Origin of the sequence: Roseateles terrae, assembly GCF_014192155.1 — a bacterium.
GTDB lineage: Bacteria > Pseudomonadota > Gammaproteobacteria > Burkholderiales > Burkholderiaceae_C > Roseateles > Roseateles terrae.
Genome location: NZ_JACHXO010000011.1, coordinates 86,802 through 103,408, shown reverse-complemented (window position 1 = coordinate 103,408; position 16,607 = coordinate 86,802). Strand labels below are relative to the sequence as shown.

Genomic DNA, 16,607 nt, shown 5'->3' with positions numbered 1-16,607 from the left:
GCGCTGTGGCGGGCAGCACGACGGACAGCGCGAACGCGGCAATCGCGCGCGCAGTCACCCTTGCAACAGCGGCAGCGGCAGCCGCAGCCGCAGCGGCTGCTGCAGTCGCCGCAGCAAGGGCCTCACCGGCACCCGCCGCCATACTCGCAGCATCGCTGACAGCGACCGTCCGAGCCACGGTGGCGGCCTCGTGGCTGACCGTCCGTGCACCCCCTGTTACGCGCCCCAGGCTCATGCCGTCACGCCTCCACCGCCGGGACCGCAGCGCTCAGCGCCTTGCGCATCAGCACGCTGCGATAGGTCTTGCCTTCCCACTGCACGTCGCCCACCTGCACATAGCCCCGGCGTTCATAACGCTGGCGCAGCGCCACTGCGGGCAGGGCGGTATCCAGCGCCACAGCGGTATAGCCTTCGGTACGGGCCCAGTCCTCGGCAGCATCCATCAGCCGCTCGCCCAACCCCAGCCCGCGGCAGTCCGGATGCACCGCCAACTGGGACAGGATGGCCGTCCCGGGCTCGTTGTAGCAAGGCGCGTCCAAGGTCCACGCATCCACACCCGGCCGATAGGGACCGCGCACCATCACCGTGCCCACGAGACGCGCCGCCCCCTGCGCATCCAGTTGCTCCGCCAGCAGGCACTGACCGGCCGATACCCGCTTGGCCGTCAGCGACACCGGCTGATCGACCGCCGTGAAATTCCAGCCCTGCGCCGCCAGCGACGCATAGGCCTGATGCAGCAGCGAGGTGAGCAGTTCCAGCGAGTCGGCCGGCGTCAGCGGACGCAGGCGGACATCGGGCGGAAGAGTGGCATTCATCGAAGGGATTCCGGCAGCGGAGAAGCCGCCATCTTCACATGCGGAAGACGCCGAACCGGGTCTCGGGAATCTCCGCATTCAGCGATGCCGACAGCCCCAGGGCCAACACCCGGCGGGTGTCGGCAGGATCGATCACGCCGTCGTCCCACAGGCGTGCGCTGGCGTAATACGGATGGCCCTGCGATTCGTACTGGGCACGGATCGGCGACTTGAACGCCTCTTCCTCGTCGGCGCTCCACTGGCCGCCCTTGGACTCGATGCCGTCGCGGCGCAGCGTGGCCAGCACCGACGCGGCCTGTTCGCCACCCATCACCGAGATGCGGGCGTTGGGCCACATCCAGAGGAAGCGCGGCGAATAGGCGCGGCCACACATGCCGTAGTTGCCGGCACCGAAGCTGCCGCCAATGATCACGGTGAACTTGGGCACCTGGGCGCAGGCCACCGCGGTCACCATCTTGGCGCCCGCACGGGCGATGCCTTCGTTCTCGTACTTGCGGCCGACCATGAAGCCGGTGATGTTCTGCAGGAACACCAGCGGGATCTTGCGCTGGCAGCACAGCTCGATGAAGTGGGCGCCCTTGTTGGCGCTCTCCGCAAACAGGATGCCGTTGTTGGCCACGATGCCCACGGGCATGCCTTCGATGTGGGCAAAGCCGCAGACCAGGGTGTTGCCGTAGCGGGCCTTGAATTCATCGAACTCGCTGCCGTCCACGATGCGGCTGATGACCTCGCGGACATCAAAGGGCTTGCGGGTGTCGGTGGGAATGACGCCGTGCAGCTCGCTGGGGTCATGCAGCGGTGCGCGGGCCGGCTGCGTCAGCAGGCTTCCCTGCTTGCGCCAGTTCAGCCGCGCCACCGACTGGCGGGCGATGGCCAGGGCATGGGTGTCATCTTCGGCCAGATGGTCGGCCACCCCGGAGAGGCGGGTGTGCACATCACCGCCGCCGAGGTCTTCCGCGCTGACGACCTCACCGGTGGCGGCCTTCACCAGCGGCGGGCCGCCCAGGAAGATGGTGCCCTGGTTGCGCACGATGACGGTCTCGTCGCTCATGGCCGGCACGTAGGCGCCGCCGGCGGTGCACGAGCCCATCACCACCGCGATCTGCGGAATGCCCTTGGCAGACAGGTTGGCCTGGTTGAAGAAGATGCGGCCGAAGTGATCGCGGTCGGGGAACACCTCGTCCTGATTGGGCAGGTTGGCGCCGCCGGAGTCCACCAGGTAGAGGCAGGGCAGGCGGTTCTGGTCCGCAATCTCCTGCGCGCGCAGATGCTTCTTGACGGTGATCGGGTAGTACGTGCCGCCCTTGACGGTGGCGTCATTGCAGACGATGACGCATTCCACGCCGGACACCCGGCCGATGCCGGCAATCACGCCGCCGCCGGGGGCGGCGTTGTCATACATGTCCAGGCCCGCCAGCGGGGCGATTTCCAGGAAGGGGGTGCCGGGGTCCAGCAGCATTTCCACCCGGTCCCGGGGCAGCAGCTTGCCACGCGCCACATGCTTGGCACGCGCCGCTTCACCGCCGCCCTGGGCGATGGTGGTGAGCCTGGCGTTGAGATCGTCGATCAATGCCTGCATGGCGGCGGCATTGGCCTTGAAGTCGGCCGAGCGGGCGTTCAGCTGGGTGGACAGCACGGGCATGAAGTCTCCTGGGTGCCCGGCGCCATGGGCGGGTGCGCGGGCTTTGTGAGTATGGCTCAATTCTGGAGGAAACCGCCGGATGGGCGGGTTCCGCACCCGGCGGCTGATGGCAATCGATGGTGAATCGGCCGGCAGCCGGAGCGGGTGGCGGCGCGAAGCATACACAAGAAGGCCGGGTCTCAACAACCATACTTGAGTCGGGCTCAAGAAGTCAGCACAATGCGGACGCCATGAGCGCTTCCGCCCCCTCGCCCTCCTCCTCCCCGTTGCCGGCGTCTACGTCTTCACCCGGTGCTCCCCGGGGCACCGCTGCTGCGGCCTCGGCCAGCGCCACCGGCCTGCCCTCGCAGCGGCGCTCACCGGTGGGCGCCAAGGCGGAACAGCGGGTGCGGGACATCCTGCGGGAGAGCCGCGCGGTGTTTGCGGAGCGCGGCTACGAAAGGGCCACCACCACCGAGATCGCCCAGCGGCTGGGGATTTCAGAAGCGACGGTGTTCACCTACTTCCGCGGCAAGCGTGAGCTGTGCATGCGGGTGATCGGCGATTGGTACGACGAGATCATCGACGCGATCGAAACCGGTCTGCCGCGGGAGCGCCCGGTGCGGGACCAACTGGAGTTCGTGGTCCACACCCATCTGCGGCTGTTTCTGATCCAGGGCACGGGGCTGTGTGAGCTGGTGCTATCTGAAGGCCGCAAGCGGGAAGCCACGCTGACGCTGAGCCAGGACGACGGCCAGTCTTTCGGCGCGGCGTTTGTGGAGCTGCAGCGCCGCTACACCGCACCGCTGATGGACCTGCTGTCCCGCGGCCAGAAAGCGGGTGAGGTGCGCCAGGACATTCCGCTGCGGATGCTGCGCTCGCTGGTCTTCGGGCCGATGGAGCACCTGCTGTGGGAGGTGATCATCGCCGGCCGCGAGATCCAGGTGGACCGCGCCGCCCGCGACCTTGTCGCCCTGCTATGGCCGGCGCTCCAGGCGCCGGATCATGAGCTGCAGTCGCTACGGCGCTTCAAGGCGCAGGTGGAGGCGGCGATGACGCAAGTCGAGGGTGGCTCAGCGGTCTAGCAGTCAGACCGCGCTGGGTGGAAAGCCTCGGCCTTCGGTTCGCGCTGATGCGACGTGGATGGATGACCGTTTAAAAGTGGTCCTTCCCAAGACTGCCTTGTCGGATGGCACCTTTGAGGCTGTTACCCTCTCCCCATTCGAAAGCCCTTCCCCGATGCAGAAGCTCTCTCCCGTCAAGGTCGTTGCCGGTGTCATTGCCATCCTGATGGCCATCGCGTTTTTGGTCGTTGCCACCCGCATGCGGGAGGGCGTCGCTGGCATGTTCGCCGCCGCTCAAGCCAACACCGCCAAACGCTCGGCCCCCTCTGCCCCGCCGGCGCAGCCCGGCGCACGGGCTTCGGGCAGCCGGGTCATTCCCATCGGCGTCGTGCCGGCGCCGGCTCCCGCGCAGCCTCACACACCTCCGGCATCCGCTCCGCAGCGCTGATCGACCGCTGACGCGCAGTGGCAGCGTTGATGACCGCGCGCCCCTACCCTGCGGTTGAACGCAATTCGACCCGCATGCTCCCGACGCCGAGCCTCAACCGCCCGGGCGATCACGCAATCCGTTCGTAGGATCAGGCAAGCACGCCGGTCCGTTTTTGGATACGCTTGCGCACCTTCGCCCCGGCGCTGCCGCCCATCCGGGATGGAACGACCGTGGCATTCCCCCCGGAGGAGAGTCATGACAATCAAGCTGACGGTCAATGGAACGCCGGTCTCGCTGGACGCGGACCCGCAAATGCCCCTGCTGTGGGCCCTGCGTGAGCAGCTGCAGCTCACCGGCACCAAATTCGGTTGCGGCATGGCGCTGTGCGGCGCCTGCACCGTGCATCTGGACGGACAGCCCGTTCGCTCCTGCCAGACCCCGATCGAAGCGGCGGCCGGCAAGAAGATCACCACCATCGAAGGCGTCGGCGCCACGCCCGCCGGCAAGGCCGTGCAATACGCCTGGCTGAAGATCGACGTGCCCCAGTGCGGCTACTGCCAGAGCGGCCAGATCATGAGCGCCTCGGCCCTGTTGGCCGGCAATCGCAAGCCGACCGACACCGACATCGACAACGCCATGAGCGGCAACATCTGCCGCTGCGGCACCTACAACCAGATCCGCGCCGCCATCCACGACGCCTCCGCCCAGCTGAACAAGGGAGGCCGCGCATGAGCCACGATCTCCTCAGCCCCGCAGGCACCCGTCGTCGCTCGCTGCTCAAGGGCGGCGCGGCGTTGAGCCTGTCCTTCACCCTGCCCCTGGCTGCCGGCCGCATGGCCCAGGCGGCCACCGCTGCCCAGGCCGCCAGCGCGGCAACCGGCACCGCCACCAACACCTTCGCCCCGAACGCCTGGCTGCGCATCACGCCGGACAGCCGTGTCACCGTGGTCTGCGGCTCCGCCGAAATGGGCCAGGGTGTGCTCACCGCCATCCCGATGATGGTGGCTGAGGAGCTGGATGCCGACTGGTCGCAGGTCAGCGTCGAACAGGCCCCGGTCGATCAGGCCTACAACAATCCGATGTTTGGCATGCAGGCCACCGGCGGCAGCACCACCGTGCGCGCCCACTGGACGCCGGTGCGTCAGGCCGGCGCGGCCGCTCGACAGATGCTGGTGGCCGCGGCGGCCCAGCAATGGAAGGTGCCCGCCACCGACCTGCGCACCGAGCGCGGTTTCGTGATCGGCCCCGGCGGCAAAAAGGCCAGCTACGGTTCGCTGGTCAGCGCCGCCGCCACCCTGCCGGTGCCCGACAAACCCGCGCTGAAGGACCGCAAGGACTTCCGCATCATGGGCAAGCCGACCCGGCGTCTGGACAGCGCCGCCAAGATCAACGGCACCGCCAAGTTCGGCATCGACGCCCATGTGGACGGCATGCTGATCGCGGTCATGGCCCGCGCGCCGATCGCCGGCGCCAAGCCCAAGGCATTCGACGAAGCCAAGGCCAGGGCCATCCCGGGTGTGCGCAAGATCATCACCCTGCCTTCCGGCGTGGCGGTGCTGGCCGACGGCTACTGGGCCGCGCGCCAGGGCCGGGATGCCCTCGGGGTGGAATGGGACCTCGGCGCGCATGCGGACCTCTCGCAGGAGAAGATCTCCGCCACCCTGGACCAGGGCCTGAAGGACGCCAAAGCCGTCGCCCGCGAAGAAGGCCAGGCGCCGGATGCCGCCGCCGCGCGCATCGAAGCGCAGTACGACGTGCCCTACCTCGCCCATGCCTGCATGGAACCGCTGAACTGCCTCGCCTGGGTGCAGGGCGACTCGGTGACCATCTGGGCCGGCACGCAGAGCCAGGGTCCGGCGCAGGGCATCCTCGGGCAGGTGGCCCAGGTCACCCCGGCGAAGGTCAAGGTCAACACGCTGCTGCTGGGCGGGGGCTTCGGCCGCCGCTTTGCGCCGGATTTCACCATCGACGCCACGCTGCTCTCCAAGATCAGCGGCAGCCCGGTGAAGCTGATCTACGCCCGCGAAGACGACATGGCCGCCGGTTATTACCGTCCGACCTCGCGAGTGCGCTTTGCCGCCGCGCTGGACGACCAGGGTCGCCCGTCTCAGCTCAAGGCCGAAGTGGCCAGCCCGTCCATCATGGCCGCGTCCGGCTTCATGAAGATCCCGGACACCGGCGTGGACAGCATGGCGGTGGAAGGCCTGGCCGATCATCCCTACAGCATCCCCAACCAGCGCATCCTTTACGGTCGCGCGGAGCCGGGCCCGCAGGTGTGGTTCTGGCGCTCCGTCGGCCATTCGCAAAATGCCTTCTTCATCGAAAGCTTCATCGATGAACTGGCGCACGCGGCCAAGGCCGACCCGCTGCAATATCGCCTGGCGCTGCTGGACAAGCAGCCCCGCGCCAAGCGGGTGCTGGAACTGGCCGCCAGCAAGGCCGGCTGGAAGACGCCCGCACCGAAGGGCCACTTCCGCGGCGTGGCGGTGGCGGAGAGCTTTGGCACCTTCGTGGCCGAAGTGGCCGAGGTGTCGGTGGCCGATGACGGCGCGGTGCGGGTGCACAAGGTGACGGCGGCGGTGGACTGCGGCCAGACCGTGAATCCGCAGACCATTGCCCGGCAGATCGAAGGCGCGGTGGTGTATGGGCTGACTGCGGCGATGTATGGCCGCATCAGCTTCAAGGACGGCAAGGTGGAACAGAGCAACTTCCACGACTACCCGGTCCTGCGCATGAACGAGATGCCCAAGGTGGACGTGCACATCGTGGACAGCAATGAAGCGCCCGGCGGCATCGGTGAACCCGGCACGCCGCCCATTGCACCAGCCGTGGCCAACGCCATCTTTGCCGCCACCGGCAAGCGGTTGCGTGCCCTGCCGTTCGATACGGCGGCCTTGAAAAAGGCCTGACGGCACCTGAGCGCAACGCACGCGCTCGACGGCAAAGAAGCCCTCGAGAGCGCTCGATCAGGGCCTCTCGCGCATCGACACAGCGCCTCCCCCGGGAGGCGCTTTTTTTCGTGGGTGAGCCGGACCTGTCGCGGACGACGCGCCGGGCTCAGTCCGCCGGTGGGTACCCCGCTTCGGTCAATGCGGCCGCCAGTGCCTCTCTCGGCAGGCCGCTCTGCACTTTCACCATTTTCTGCTCCAGGCTGACCTGCACGTCGGCCTGGCCGTCCGCACTCTTGAGCGCTTCGGTGACGGCCGCGAGGCAATGGCCGCAGCTCATGTCGGGCAGATTGAATTCATGCATGGGAACTCCAGAAGGAAGTTTGAGGAACGATGATGCAAGCCTAAACCTTTCCACGGTGGGAAGGTCAAGCCACCCGTCCTCCTTCGATGCGCCGCCCCTCTCCCGGGAGGGGCATGGCCTTGACCTTCCCATCATGGCAAGCTTGAGACTTCCACCATGAACACCGCCACCCCTGCACCGACACCCTCCCCCGTCCTCCCGCCTACCTCGGCGGGCGGTGTGGGGGCGACCGCCCCGGTCGAGCTCCAGTTGCCCATCCAGGGCATGACCTGCGCCAGTTGTGTGCGCCGTGTCGAAAAGCGGCTGAACGCGGTGCCGGGCGTGGTCAGCGCCGAGGTGAATCTGGCCACCGAACGCGCCACCGTGAAAGCGGACCCGGCACTTACGGTCGAAGCGCTGAAGCATGCGGTGGAAGGGGCCGGATTCCAGGTGCCGGAGCAATCGATGCAACTGGCCATCACCGGCATGACCTGTGCGAGCTGCGTGGGCCGGGTGGAGCGCGCGCTGCGCCGGGTGCCCGGGGTTCAACAGGCGGAGGTCAATCTCGCGACCGAGACGGCGCGGGTCACCAGCCTGGGCGGCGTGAGCACTGCCGCGCTGGTGGCGGCGGTGGAGAAAGCCGGTTATGCCGCGACGGCCGATGAGGGGATCGCCGACCCAGGCGCCGGCGCGGTCGGGCAGGACGGCGCTGCGCCACGTCCGCCCACGCCCTGGTCGGCCACTGGTGGTCCGGTCCTGGTGGCGGCCCTGCTCTCCGCCCCGCTGGTGCTGCCGATGGTGGGCATGCTGATCGGACAGCACTGGATGCTGAACGGCTGGTGGCAGTGGCTGCTCGCGACGCCGGTGCAGTTCTGGCTCGGCGCCCGTTTTTACCGCGCGGGCTGGGCCGCCCTGAAGGATCGTAGCGGCAACATGGACCTGCTGGTGGCCCTGGGCACCAGCGCCGCCTATGGCCTCAGCCTGTATGGGCTGTTGACGGAGGCATCCCATGGCGGTCATGCCGGGGCGGAGCCTGCGCTCTACTTCGAATCCTCCGCCGCCGTCATCACGCTGGTGCTGCTGGGCAAGTGGCTGGAAGCCCGTGCCAAGCGCCAGACCCTGGGCGCACTCGCGGCGCTGAAGGCGCTGCGCCCGGACACCGCACGGGTGCGTCGCAACGGCCAGGACACCGAGGTGCCGCTGGCGCGCCTGCAGCGCGGCGACCTGCTGGTGGTCCGTCCCGGGGAGCGCATGCCGGCTGACGGCCGCATCGCTGAGGGCCAGAGCCTGGTCGATGAATCGATGATCAGCGGCGAAAGCCTGCCCCAGTCGCGGGGCCCCGGCGATGCGGTGGTGGGCGGTTCGGTCAACGGCGAAGGCCTGCTGCTGGTGACGGTGACCGCACTGGGCGCCGAGTCCACGCTGTCCCGCATCGTGCGGCTGGTGGAGAACGCGCAGGCCCGCAAGGCGCCGATCCAGCGTCTGGTGGACCAGGTCAGTGCGGTGTTCGTGCCGGTGGTGATCGGCATCGCGCTGCTGACCTGGCTGGCCTGGGGCGTCGCGGGCGGCGACTGGTCGCAGGCGCTGATCCATGCGGTGGCGGTGCTGGTCATCGCCTGCCCCTGCGCCCTGGGCCTGGCCACACCCGCCGCCATCATGGTGGGCACCGGCGTGGCCGCACGGCGGGGTCTGCTGATCAAGGATGCGCAGGCGCTGGAGCAGGCCCGCGCGGTCACGACGGTGGTGTTTGACAAGACTGGCACGCTCACGCAAGGCCGGCCGCATTTGCAATCGCTGACGCCCTTCGAGGGCTTGTCCGAGGACGAGGCCCTCACCCTCGCCGCCGGGCTTCAACAGGGCAGCGAACATCCGCTGGGCCGCGCGGTGCGCGAGCTTGCCGCGCAGCGCAGCCTGCAATTCCCACCCGCCGTCGATACCCGCGCTGTTGCCGGCCGCGGCATCGAGGCACAGGTACAAGGTCGCCCGCTGATGCTCGGCAGCCAGCAGTGGCTGATCTCACTCGGGGTGCCCACCCAGACGCTCGAGGCAGCATCCGCTCCCGCCCACCACCAGGGCATGACCGTGTCCTGGCTCGCCGAGCGCCGCGACGGTCAACCGCCGTTGCCCCTGGCCCTGCTCGCCTTCGGTGACCGCCTCAAGCCGGAAGCCTTTGACGCGGTGGCGGAGTTGCGCGCGATGGGACTGCGCACCGTCATGCTGACCGGCGACAACCGCGCGGCGGCCGAGGCGGTGGCCGGTAGCCTGAAGCTGGACGAGGTCCACGCCGAACTGATGCCGGAGGACAAGGCCCAGCGTGTCGCCGCCCTGCGCAGCGGCGGGGCCCATGTCGCCATGGTGGGCGATGGCATCAACGATGCGCCGGCCCTGGCGGCGGCGGACGTGGGCCTGGCCATGGGCGGCGGCACCGACGTGGCGATGGAGACGGCCGGCATCACGCTGATGCGCGGCGACCCACGCCTGGTGGCGCAGGCCATCGGCATCTCCCGGGCGACGGTGCGCAAGATCCGCCAAAACCTGTTCTGGGCCTTTGTCTACAACCTGCTCGGCATTCCGCTGGCGGCCCTGGGGCTGCTGAACCCGGTGATCGCCGGGGCGGCGATGGCGCTGTCGAGCGTGTCGGTGCTGGGCAATGCGCTGCTGCTCAAGCGCTGGAAGGGACAGACCCGATGACCGGCATCCTCGGGAACGAATCGCGCTGGACGATCAAGGAAGCGGCCGAGCGCTCGGGCGTCTCCGCCAAGATGCTGCGCCATTACGAGCAACTGGGTCTGCTGCCGCCGGTCGCCCGCACCGAGGCCGGTTACCGGCTTTATGGTGAGCGCGAGGTGCATCTGCTGCGCTTCATTCGCCGCGCCCGAGACCTTGGATTCTCGATGGCGGAAATCACCGAACTGCTGGCACTGTGGCAGAACCGCCGCCGCGCCAGCGCGCAGGTCAAGCGGATTGCGCAGACCCATATCGCCGACCTGGACCGCCGCATGGCCGAGATGCAGGCCATGCGCCGCACGCTGGCCGAGCTGGCGGACTGCTGCCACGGGGACGATCGCCCCGATTGCCCCATTCTTGATGACCTTGCCCAAGGAGGCCCCCGATGATTCTCGATACCGATGCCGCACCTGCCCGCTGGGAACGCCTCCAGGCCCACCTGGGCGATGTGGGTGGGCTGACCATCCGCCGCGCCCTGCCCACGCCCAAGCACCGCATGGTCGGCGCCTGGTGCTTCCTGGACCACGCGGGCCCGGCCGACCTGCCCGCTGACCGCCCGATGCGGGTGGGTCCGCATCCGCACACCGGGCTACAGACCTTCAGCTGGCTGATCGAAGGCGAGATCCTGCATCGCGACAGCCTGGGTTCGGAGCAGGTGCTGCGGCACGGTCAGGTGAACCTGATGACGGCGGGACGGGGCATCAGCCATTCCGAGGAGTCGCTGACCTCCCGCCTGCAACTGGCCCAGCTCTGGATTGCCCTGCCAGACGCGGTGCGCCACATGCCGCCAGCGTTTGAGCACTTTCCGGTGATGCCACAGTTCAAGACGGGCGGCTTTGACACCATGCTGCTGATGGGCGAATTTCAGGGGCATCGCTCCCCGGTGCCCAGCCACACGCCGCTGCTGGGCGTGGATCTCAGCGCCTCCCATGCTGCCGAGGCCGAAGTGCTGCTGCATCCCGACTACGAATACGGGCTGATGGTGCTGGAGGGCGACATGGCCGTCACCGTGGGCGACGAGGACACCGGCCTCAGCCAGCCGGGTCAGCTGCTGTATGTGGCGCCGGGCGGCCGGTCACTGAGGCTGCTCTCCGGCGGCGGACGCAGCCGTGCGTTGCTGCTTGGCGGACCGCCCTTCAACGAGCCTGTGTTGCTCTGGTGGAACTTTGTCGGCCGCACGCGGGAGGAGATGCATGCGTATGCGGCCGAGTGGAACCAACAGGAGGACGGCTCGGTGTTCGGGGCCGTGCACGGCTATGTCGGCCCCCGGCTGCTCGCGCCTCCAGTGCCGGCCTTGAAGGTGCCGGTCGCGCCGGAGCCGCTCTCCTAAAGCCCCGCCGGACGCTTGCGCAGCACGGGCAAGGCCTCGGAGGATGGGCTCGAGGACGGGTTCGATGCGCAGGTGCCGGCGCCCGATGGGGAACCGAGCGGCTCGAGTTCATCGTCGCTGGCGGGGTCAACGCCCTCCAGCGCTGTGGACGCTGGCAGGTGGAGCGACGGCGGGGTGATGTGCGGCGGGGTGATGTGCGGCGGCGAAAGCTCCGGCAGTGCAGCTCTGATGCAGTCGGCCAGATGATCGGATGTTCGCAAGTGCCAGACCTCGCGCCCGGTGGCGTCCCGCGTCGTCAGGAAGGGCAGAAGGTTCACGCCGATCACGGAACGCACCATGTTGAGCGCGGCCCGAACGGAAGCATCTTCCGCGGTGGACAGCCCTTCCGCACGAGGCAAGGGGGCCCTGGCTGCGCCTTCATAGCAGTCTTCCAGGCGCCCCATCAAGTCATGGGCCACCGCGAAGATCTGGTTCTGCAGACGCTCTTCGATAAAGGGGGCTGCCCGGTTCAGCTGTTCCACTGGGAGGGCTGCGCCCGCCGATTTGGATCCTGACGGGTCGACTGGGACGCCGAAACCCGTCATCAAGGCCCTCACCCGCTGATGCGCACTCATCTTGCGCGCACCGGTCTCCTGCGGCCACTGATCCAGCATGGCCTGCAGCACCCGCTGCTGAAGCAGCATGCGGAAACCGCGCGCGTCGGCACCACCGGGCAGGCGGTCCCTCAGGGCACTGAGTGCCTGACCGAAGAGGGTCGCGGGCGGGCTCAGTTGGGCATGGAAGCCGTCGACCAGCAGCTCACAGGCGGCCCGTCGGTCCGTGATGTCCACATTGGGATGCGTCTCCAGCAGACGCAGCAGCCCGGTCAGCCAGCGCTTGCCGTGACCCAGCATCTGCGCGAGCCGATCATCGTCCCGGTCCAGCGAGTCCTTCAATTGTCCCAGCGTAGCAGGCAGGCGTCGGTGCAGGTCGACCGGGGCCATGGCTTGCTCCAGACCCTCCAGTGCGCCATCAAGCTCGCGACGGACCGCCACGGCCAGGTCGGTGCCCAGAAAGAGCCGCAACGGGACATCGCTGGTGAAATACAGCGCCTGCTGCAACGGAAGGGACCGGGGCGCGGTCTGGGTCGGTGTGTGGAGCTGTACCTGCGGTGGTGACGGGGCCCGCTCCGCCCTCCCCGCGTGGGCAGAGGAACTGCCTGCTGCGTCGGTCTGCGCCGACGGGTCCAGAGCCGCTCCCGAGGGGGCGCCCCGTGAGATCGATAACGACATGCGCCGCCCTCCTGAAGTCGCGAAACTCCCTCAGTCGGGCGGCCGCAGCAGAAGTTCAGGCGAAGCGTCCCGCCTGGAAGTCCCGCACCGCCTGCAGCAATTCGCCTTCGGTGTTCATGACGAAGGGACCGTACTGCGCAATCGGCTCGTTCAGCGGCTTGCCGGCGATCAGGATCAGCCGCGCACCGTCGTCGCCCGCATCGAACCGGACGCCATCCGCACCCGCCGTGTTGGCGAGGATGGCCATCCGTCCGGCCGGCACCTTGCAGCCGGTGTCAAAGCGCACGTCACCCCGGTAGACATACAGGAAGGCGTTATGGCCTTGGGGAATCAGCTGCTCGAAATGCGCGCCGGCTGCCAGGTGGATGTCCAGGTACAGCGGCTCGGTGGTCTCGCGCTGCATCGCGCCGTCCACGCCATGGCTGCTGCCGGCGATCACCCGCACCGTGCCACCCGGCAGCCGGGCTTCCGGAATCTCGGCGCTGGTGATGTCCCGGTACCAGGGGTCGCGCATCTTGTCGCGGCCGGCCAGGTTCAGCCACAGCTGGAAGCCTTCCATGCGGCCCTCCTGCTGCTCCGGCAATTCGGAGTGAATCACACCGCGGCCGGCCGTCATCCACTGCACACCACCACTGCCCAGCAGGCCTTCATTGCCGGCGGAGTCGCGGTGACGCATCTGGCCTTCCAGCATGTAGGTCACCGTCTCGAAGCCGCGGTGCGGATGGTCGGGGAAGCCGGCGATGTAGTCGTCGGCGTTGTCGGTGCCAAAAGCGTCCAGCATCAGGAAAGGATCCAGCCGCCGCTGCAGGTCATGGGTCAGCACGCGGGTGAGCTTGACGCCCGCCCCGTCGCTGGTGGCCATCCCCTGCACCAGGCGCTCGACCTGACGAGGCGTCGCAACGGTGAAGTTCGGGGAAACAACGGCAGACATGAATTTTTCCTTTCCTTGGAGAGCGTTCAATGGACCGCCCGTCTTTGGACGGTCCCCTCGCGATCAGGCCAGCACCGCCGCGATGTCGGCGCGGGCGCCCGCCAGGCCCTGGGCGGTGGCTTCCGGACCCATGTTCAGGCCTTCGGCGTAGATGAAGTCCACATCGGTCATGCCCAGGAAGCCCAGTGCGACCTTCAGGTAAGGCACCACATTGTCGGTCGGCTGGCCGCGATGCACACCGCCGCGGGTGGTCACCACAATCACCTTCTTGCCGGTGACCAGGCCTTCGGGGCCATTGGCGCCGTAGCGGAAGGTCACGCCAGCGCGGGCGACCGCATCGATCCAGTTCTTCAGCTGCGAGCTCACGCCGAAGTTGATCATCGGGGCGGCCAGCACGACCACGTCGGCGGCCTGCAGTTCGCCGATCAGGCTGTCGTTCAGGGCGACGCGGGCCTGCTGGTCCGTGCTGCGCTGCTCACCCGGGGTGAACAGGGCGCCCAGCGTGGCTTCGTCCATCGGAGGCAGCGGGTTGGCGGCCAGATCGTGCACGGTGGTCTTGGCGCCGGGGTTGCGGGCCACCAGGCCAGCGACCACTTCATTGGCCAGCAGGGTGGAGACCGAACCTTGGCCGTCATGCAGACGGCGGGCGCTGGAGTTAATTTGCAGGATGTTCATGGTGACTCTCCGGTTGCATCAGGGGTGTGAGGGAATGGCTTCACTGTATTGAGAACCCCTGAGCACCAGAAGACCACCGTTTGGATAAGATTGTTCCACTGATAGAACAATCACGTTGCCATGAGCCTTGATGCCGATGACCTGCTCGTCTTCGCCCGCGTGATGGATGCGGGCAGTTTCAGCCGCGCCGCCGAGCGCCTGCAGCTGCCCAAATCCACCGTGTCCCGGCGCATTGCGGCCCTGGAGGAGCGGCTGGGTGAGAAGCTGCTGCAGCGCACTACCCGGCGGCTGACGCTCACCGAATTCGGGCAGGGCGTGCTGGAGCATGCGCGAGCGCTGGCCGGGGAGGTGGACGGCGCGCTGGCGCTGGCCCTGCACCGGCAGCAGCGGCCAACGGGCCGGCTGCGGGTCTCCATGCCCGCGGACTTCGCCCATCAGATGCTGCGGCCGATGCTCAGCCAGTTCGTGGGGGCCTATCCGGAAGTGCAGCTGGAGCTGGATCTGTCTCCCCGGCGTGTCGACCTGATCGCCGAGGGCTTCGACCTGGCGCTGCGCATGGGCGAGCTGCCGGCGGACAGTCAGCTCGCCGCGCGGCGCATGGCCATTTTCGGCAGCGGGCTGTATGCCTCACCGTCCTATCTGCAGCGTCACGGTGAGCCGCAGATGCCGGAAGGTCTGATCAGCATGCATGGGCTGATGATTCTGGGACGCAGCGGGGACGCGCTGCCCTGGCGGCTGATCTCCCACGTCGGCGAAGCGCCGGAATCGCAGGCCACCTGGGTGGGCGTGCCGGAGAAGCGCACCCTGGTCAACGCGCCGGACATGCTGCTGCAGATGGCACGGGACGGGCTGGGCATCACCTGGGTCGGCAACCAGTATGCGCAGACCTTTGTTGACCGCGGCGAGCTGGTGCGGGTGCTGCCGCAATGGTGCGCCGAACCCAGCACCTGCTGGGCGGTGTTTCCGCAGCGGCGCTTGATGCCGCTGAGAACCCGGGTGTTTCTGGACGCGCTGGCGGAGGTGCTGACGCCGCTGGATCAGGCGCCGCTCTTTGAGCGATACCGGACGCCCACGACGACGTGAGCCTCCGGCACCACGGGCCTCATTCCATCTGGAAGCCGATTTCCACGCTGACCGGGCGCGGCTTGTTGATCGGGGCGAAGCGCCACTGCTTCACCGCAGCCACGGCGGCAACGCTGAGCTTGCGGTCCGGCGACTTGATGGCTTCCACCTGTTCCACCGAACCGTCGGTCTGCACGACAAACTTCACCATGACCGAGCCATTGCGCTGCTGGGTCAGCAGTGCGCGCGGATATTCCGGATCCACCTTGTTGACCAGGCGCAGCGGCGTGTCTTCTTCCGGCAGCGGCGCAGGTTCGGGCTCCGGCTGCTGGGCCGGCGCTGCGGGAGCACCCACCACCGGCGCGGTGGCCGGGGCGGCCATCGCCATGCTCTCGGGAATGCGACCGGTGTAGGCGGGCGGCGTGGTGCTGGCAGCGCCTGCACTGCTGGAGGTCAGCGAGGTGCGGGTCATGCCGCCGCCTGCATCGCCACGCTGTGAATCGGAAGCGGCGGCCACCACGGTGCGGCTGTCCTCGTCGGACTTGCGCGCCGGGGCCGGTGCGGCGGACTTGGCCACGGCCGGTTGCGGCTTGGGCTCCGGCTTGGCGTCGGTCTTTGCCTGATGTTCGGGTTTCTTGGTCTCGCCCTTTTCCGCGTGGAACTTGATCCACTGGAAGACCTTGTCGGCATCGCGCTTGGCGCGCTCGACATCGCTGAGCTGGGCCTTGTTATCGGTGGCCGCGGCGGCGGCCGCTGGCGTGGTGCCCGGCGCGCTGGCCCCGGTGGCCTGCGCCCACACACTGCCCCCGGCCAGCATCAGGCATACCGACAGACAGCTGGGCACCAGGCCCATGCGAGAACGACTGCTCATGATTCCCACCCTCTTAAGGCAATGCCGCTTCTTCTTTGTAAGCAAACTCGCGGCCAATGGAGACAAAGTGTAAGAAGTCACCCCCGCGACGCACGCTCGGTATTTGCCCGAGGTTTGTGCCGTGTTTGCCGCATTGATCGTAAAAAAACACCGCAGATGCGCCCGGCATGCATGTGCGGGTTGCACGGAGATGTAACGACGAGGAAAGGCCGATGACATCGGCGTTTGCGCGCGCCCGGCGGACGTCTCAGGGCACTGCCATCACATGGTGCAGCCCCCGGATGGACCCGCCCCGCGGCGGTGCGGCGCGCCCCCATGTCGTGCCTGCGACGCTCCGCCAGACTGCAGCGATCTTGAGCCTCGGTTCGGAACGCTCCTATACTGCGGGCCTGCTCCGGGGAGCCCTGGGCCGCACATCGCGGCACGGGCTGAGACATGGCGAAGAAGCCATGGACCCGCTGAACTTGATCCGGTTCGTACCGGCGTAAGAAGAGCCTGCCCCTCGCGCCCCAGGAAACGTCCTGGGTGGTGACCTTGCAGAGTCCTCCCCTTCTGGCGGATGGCCCAAGCGATGAGTCC

The 16,607-nt window shown here is 68.1% G+C and carries 15 protein-coding genes and 1 riboswitch; of the genes, 8 read left to right on the top strand and 7 right to left on the bottom strand.

The genetic code is table 11. The features are described from left to right. Positions 1 to 239: 239 nt before the first annotated feature. Positions 240 to 815: a GNAT family N-acetyltransferase gene (locus tag FHS28_RS23320; RefSeq protein WP_088454402.1), complete on the bottom strand. Its 576-nt coding sequence runs from the start codon at positions 813 to 815 to the stop codon at positions 240 to 242. A gap of 34 nt (positions 816 to 849) precedes the next feature. Beyond that, complete coding sequence (locus FHS28_RS23315; RefSeq protein ID WP_088454403.1) at positions 850 to 2,457, bottom strand: carboxyl transferase domain-containing protein; 1,608 nt, start codon at positions 2,455 to 2,457, stop codon at positions 850 to 852. Positions 2,458 to 2,687: 230 nt separating this feature from the next. Here FHS28_RS23315 and FHS28_RS23310 point away from each other — a divergent pair, with 230 nt between their 5' ends. The 4 genes from FHS28_RS23310 to FHS28_RS23295 all read left to right on the top strand — a co-directional run bounded on the left by FHS28_RS23310 (position 2,688) and on the right by FHS28_RS23295 (position 6,839). Further along, on the top strand, positions 2,688 to 3,521 hold the full coding sequence (locus FHS28_RS23310; protein WP_088454404.1) for a TetR/AcrR family transcriptional regulator: 834 nt from the start codon (positions 2,688 to 2,690) through the stop codon (positions 3,519 to 3,521). Between the two features lie 154 nt (positions 3,522 to 3,675). After that, entirely contained in the window at positions 3,676 to 3,948 is a 273-nt protein-coding gene (locus FHS28_RS23305; protein ID WP_184295533.1) for a hypothetical protein, read from the top strand. Between the two features lie 237 nt (positions 3,949 to 4,185). Beyond that, on the top strand, positions 4,186 to 4,662 hold the full coding sequence (locus FHS28_RS23300) for a (2Fe-2S)-binding protein (protein WP_088454406.1): 477 nt from the start codon (positions 4,186 to 4,188) through the stop codon (positions 4,660 to 4,662). Beyond that, the gene (locus tag FHS28_RS23295; protein WP_088454407.1) at positions 4,659 to 6,839 is read left to right on the top strand and encodes a xanthine dehydrogenase family protein molybdopterin-binding subunit; all 2,181 of its coding nucleotides are present in this window, start codon (positions 4,659 to 4,661) and stop codon (positions 6,837 to 6,839) included. Before FHS28_RS23300 ends, FHS28_RS23295 begins: the two co-directional genes overlap by 4 nt. Before the next feature lie 148 nt (positions 6,840 to 6,987). Here FHS28_RS23295 and FHS28_RS23290 read toward each other — a convergent pair whose 3' ends face one another. Further along, positions 6,988 to 7,182: a heavy-metal-associated domain-containing protein gene (locus tag FHS28_RS23290; protein WP_088454408.1), complete on the bottom strand. Its 195-nt coding sequence runs from the start codon at positions 7,180 to 7,182 to the stop codon at positions 6,988 to 6,990. A gap of 156 nt (positions 7,183 to 7,338) precedes the next feature. Here FHS28_RS23290 and FHS28_RS23285 point away from each other — a divergent pair, with 156 nt between their 5' ends. Genes FHS28_RS23285 through FHS28_RS23275 form a run of 3 tightly spaced genes read left to right on the top strand, consistent with a single transcriptional unit; the run spans position 7,339 to position 11,218 of the window. Continuing rightward, positions 7,339 to 9,852 (top strand): heavy metal translocating P-type ATPase, encoded by a 2,514-nt coding sequence (locus FHS28_RS23285; RefSeq protein WP_088454409.1) that lies wholly within the window; start codon positions 7,339 to 7,341, stop codon positions 9,850 to 9,852. Further along, positions 9,849 to 10,277, top strand: a complete 429-nt coding sequence (cueR, locus tag FHS28_RS23280; protein ID WP_088454410.1) for a Cu(I)-responsive transcriptional regulator — start codon at positions 9,849 to 9,851, stop codon at positions 10,275 to 10,277. The genes FHS28_RS23285 and cueR overlap by 4 nt, the downstream gene beginning before the upstream one ends. Continuing rightward, positions 10,274 to 11,218, top strand: a complete 945-nt coding sequence (locus FHS28_RS23275) for a pirin family protein (protein WP_088454411.1) — start codon at positions 10,274 to 10,276, stop codon at positions 11,216 to 11,218. The genes cueR and FHS28_RS23275 overlap by 4 nt, the downstream gene beginning before the upstream one ends. Here the strand turns inward: FHS28_RS23275 and FHS28_RS23270 are convergent. The 3 genes from FHS28_RS23270 to FHS28_RS23260 all read right to left on the bottom strand — a co-directional run bounded on the left by FHS28_RS23270 (position 11,215) and on the right by FHS28_RS23260 (position 14,095). After that, positions 11,215 to 12,489 carry a hypothetical protein gene (locus tag FHS28_RS23270; RefSeq protein ID WP_184295530.1) on the bottom strand — a complete coding sequence of 425 codons (1,275 nt, stop codon included), beginning with the start codon at positions 12,487 to 12,489 and terminating at the stop codon, positions 11,215 to 11,217. The two genes, FHS28_RS23275 and FHS28_RS23270, sit on opposite strands and share 4 nt — an antisense overlap. A gap of 55 nt (positions 12,490 to 12,544) precedes the next feature. Further along, complete coding sequence (locus tag FHS28_RS23265) at positions 12,545 to 13,420, bottom strand: pirin family protein (protein ID WP_088454413.1); 876 nt, start codon at positions 13,418 to 13,420, stop codon at positions 12,545 to 12,547. Between the two features lie 63 nt (positions 13,421 to 13,483). After that, positions 13,484 to 14,095, bottom strand: coding sequence for an FMN-dependent NADH-azoreductase (locus FHS28_RS23260; RefSeq protein ID WP_088454414.1), 612 nt, complete (start codon positions 14,093 to 14,095; stop codon positions 13,484 to 13,486). Positions 14,096 to 14,215: 120 nt separating this feature from the next. On the opposite strand from FHS28_RS23260, the gene FHS28_RS23255 reads away from it, so the two are divergent. Next, positions 14,216 to 15,178, top strand: a complete 963-nt coding sequence (locus FHS28_RS23255; RefSeq protein WP_088454415.1) for a LysR family transcriptional regulator — start codon at positions 14,216 to 14,218, stop codon at positions 15,176 to 15,178. 19 nt (positions 15,179 to 15,197) lie between these two features. On the opposite strand, the gene FHS28_RS23250 is transcribed toward FHS28_RS23255, so the two are convergent. Further along, on the bottom strand, positions 15,198 to 16,028 hold the full coding sequence (locus FHS28_RS23250; RefSeq protein ID WP_184295527.1) for an energy transducer TonB: 831 nt from the start codon (positions 16,026 to 16,028) through the stop codon (positions 15,198 to 15,200). Between the two features lie 385 nt (positions 16,029 to 16,413). Then, positions 16,414 to 16,536, top strand: a riboswitch (TPP riboswitch). Positions 16,537 to 16,607 lie beyond the last annotated feature (71 nt).

Bases quoted from the DNA above. Each gene is read 5' to 3' on its own strand.
- FHS28_RS23320 (WP_088454402.1), bottom strand. From the start codon at position 815: ATGAATGCCACTCTTCCGCCCGATGTCCGCCTGCGTCCGCTGACGCCG.
- FHS28_RS23315 (WP_088454403.1), bottom strand. From the start codon at position 2,457: ATGCCCGTGCTGTCCACCCAGCTGAACGCCCGCTCGGCCGACTTCAAG.
- FHS28_RS23310 (WP_088454404.1), top strand. From the start codon at position 2,688: ATGAGCGCTTCCGCCCCCTCGCCCTCCTCCTCCCCGTTGCCGGCGTCT.
- FHS28_RS23305 (WP_184295533.1), top strand. From the start codon at position 3,676: ATGCAGAAGCTCTCTCCCGTCAAGGTCGTTGCCGGTGTCATTGCCATC.
- FHS28_RS23300 (WP_088454406.1), top strand. From the start codon at position 4,186: ATGACAATCAAGCTGACGGTCAATGGAACGCCGGTCTCGCTGGACGCG.
- FHS28_RS23295 (WP_088454407.1), top strand. From the start codon at position 4,659: ATGAGCCACGATCTCCTCAGCCCCGCAGGCACCCGTCGTCGCTCGCTG.
- FHS28_RS23290 (WP_088454408.1), bottom strand. From the start codon at position 7,182: ATGCATGAATTCAATCTGCCCGACATGAGCTGCGGCCATTGCCTCGCG.
- FHS28_RS23285 (WP_088454409.1), top strand. From the start codon at position 7,339: ATGAACACCGCCACCCCTGCACCGACACCCTCCCCCGTCCTCCCGCCT.
- cueR (WP_088454410.1), top strand. From the start codon at position 9,849: ATGACCGGCATCCTCGGGAACGAATCGCGCTGGACGATCAAGGAAGCG.
- FHS28_RS23275 (WP_088454411.1), top strand. From the start codon at position 10,274: ATGATTCTCGATACCGATGCCGCACCTGCCCGCTGGGAACGCCTCCAG.
- FHS28_RS23270 (WP_184295530.1), bottom strand. From the start codon at position 12,489: ATGTCGTTATCGATCTCACGGGGCGCCCCCTCGGGAGCGGCTCTGGAC.
- FHS28_RS23265 (WP_088454413.1), bottom strand. From the start codon at position 13,420: ATGTCTGCCGTTGTTTCCCCGAACTTCACCGTTGCGACGCCTCGTCAG.
- FHS28_RS23260 (WP_088454414.1), bottom strand. From the start codon at position 14,095: ATGAACATCCTGCAAATTAACTCCAGCGCCCGCCGTCTGCATGACGGC.
- FHS28_RS23255 (WP_088454415.1), top strand. From the start codon at position 14,216: ATGAGCCTTGATGCCGATGACCTGCTCGTCTTCGCCCGCGTGATGGAT.
- FHS28_RS23250 (WP_184295527.1), bottom strand. From the start codon at position 16,028: ATGAGCAGTCGTTCTCGCATGGGCCTGGTGCCCAGCTGTCTGTCGGTA.